The 2,054-nt window shown below is 71.0% G+C and carries 1 protein-coding gene; it reads left to right on the forward strand.

Annotation, left to right across the window (positions count from 1 at the left end; genetic code table 11):
* On the forward strand, positions 1-2,054 hold a 2,054-nt coding region (locus tag ACWGE1_RS40920; RefSeq protein ID WP_453425546.1), incomplete at both ends, for a condensation domain-containing protein.

The following is a 2,054-nucleotide window of genomic DNA, read 5'->3' on the forward strand; positions in this document are numbered from 1 at the left end:
ATCGTCCGCGAGGACCAGCCCGGCGACAAGCGCCTCGTCGCCTACCTCACCACCCAGGGCGAAAACACCCCCACCCCCGCCGACCTGCGCGCCCCACTCACCGCCGAACTGCCCGAGTACATGGTCCCCGCCGCCTTCGTCATCCTGGAGCGGCTCCCGCTCACGACGAACGGCAAGCTCGACAAGCGCGCCCTCCCCGTCCCCGGCCAGGACGCCCTCGGCAGCGCAGCCGCCTACACCGCTCCGCGCAACTCCGTCGAGCAGGCCATCACCGACGTCTGGCAGAACGTCCTCGGCCACGACCGGATCGGCATCCACGACAGCTTCTTCGACCTCGGCGGGCACTCCCTGCGCGCCGTCAACCTCGTCGGCAAGCTCCGCGAGGCCGGCTTCGACCTGGCCGTCCGGGACGTCTTCCAGCACCGTACGGTCGCCCGGCTCGCCGAGCTGGTCACCGGCCGCGACAGCATCGAAGCCACCGCGGCCGTCACCCCGTACGCCCTGATCTCCGACGACGACCGCGCGAAGCTCCCCACCGGCCTCGACGACGCCTACCCCGTCTCCCAGGTCCAGCTCGGCATGCTCATCGAGATGCTGATCGACGAGGGCGGCAACAACTACCACAACGCCACCTCCTTCCGGATCAAGGACCGGCAGCCCTTCAGCGCCGACGCCCTGCGCGAGGCCGCCCGCCAGGTCACCGCCCGGCACGACGTACTGCGCACCTCCTTCGACCTCTCCACCTACTCGGTGCCGCTCCAGCTCGTGCACACCGAGGCCGAGATGCCGGTCGTCGTCCGCGACCTCACCGGCCTGGACGCAGCCTCCGTCGACGGCACCCTGCGCTCCTTCATGGCTCTGGAGCGCGCCACCCTCTTCGACCTCGGTGCCGCCTCGCTCCTGCGCATTGCCGCCCACGTCACGGACGACGGCTGGTGGTTCACGATCACCGAGTGCCACGCCGTACTCGAGGGCTGGAGCCACCACTCCCTGCTCATGGAGCTGCTGAACGAGTACGCCCGCATCCGCGACGGGCGGGCGCACGTCCCCGCCGAGCAGCCGTCCGTGCGCTTCGCCGACTTCATCGCCGCCGAGCTGACCTCCCTCGCCTCCGAGCAGGACCGCGACTACTGGAAGACCATCACCGAAGGCTTCCCGAAGCTCACCCTGCCCGAGGGGTTCCGCCCGGGTACCCGGCTGCCTGCCGGTACCGCCCACCAGAGCGCCGTACCGCTGCACGACCTGGAAGACAGGCTCCGTGCGCTGGCGACCGCTGCCGGGGTCTCGCTCAAGAGCGTCCTGCACTCGGCGCACCTCACGGTGATGGCCCAGCTGACCGACGAGGAGCACTTCCTCAGCGGTCTCGTCTGCGACGCCCGCCCGGAGGCGGCCGGCGCGGACCGCGTCTACGGGATGTACCTCAACACCCTCCCCTTCGCCCACCGGCGCGGGGCCCGCACCTGGGGTGAACTGGTGCGGGAGGTCTTCGACCGCGAGACGCAGATGTGGGGTCACCGGCGCTACCCGCTGCCCGCCGTGCAGCGCGACGCCGGCACCGGCGGACAGCGGCTCTTCGACGTCTTCTTCAACTACCAGGACTTCGAGCAGGTCGACACCGATCTGGTCGACTACCTGGCCAGCATCGACGACAGCCCGACCGAGTTCCCGCTGACCGTGGCGACCCGTTCCGGCTACTGCATCCTGACCGCTGCCGGTCACGCGCTCAGCCAGGAGAGCACCGACCGCCTCGCCGCCATGTACCGCTCGGTGCTCACCGCGATGGCAGAGACCGGTATCGACGGGGACGCCACCGGGCGGCACCTGCCCGAGGGCGAGTACGCGCTGCTCACCGCCGACTGGCGGCGGCCGCAGGCGGAGCCCGTCGCCCACCGGGTGCACGAGGTGTTCGAGGAGCAGGTGACGCGGACACCGGACGGTGTCGCCGTGTCGTTCGAGGGCGTCGAGCTGAGCTATGCGGAGCTGAACGCCCGGGCGAACCGGATCGCGCACGTCCTGCGCGCCAAGGGCGCCGGCCCGGAGACCCTGGTCGGCCT

The sequence above is a fragment of the Streptomyces sp. NPDC054932 genome, assembly GCF_053610205.1.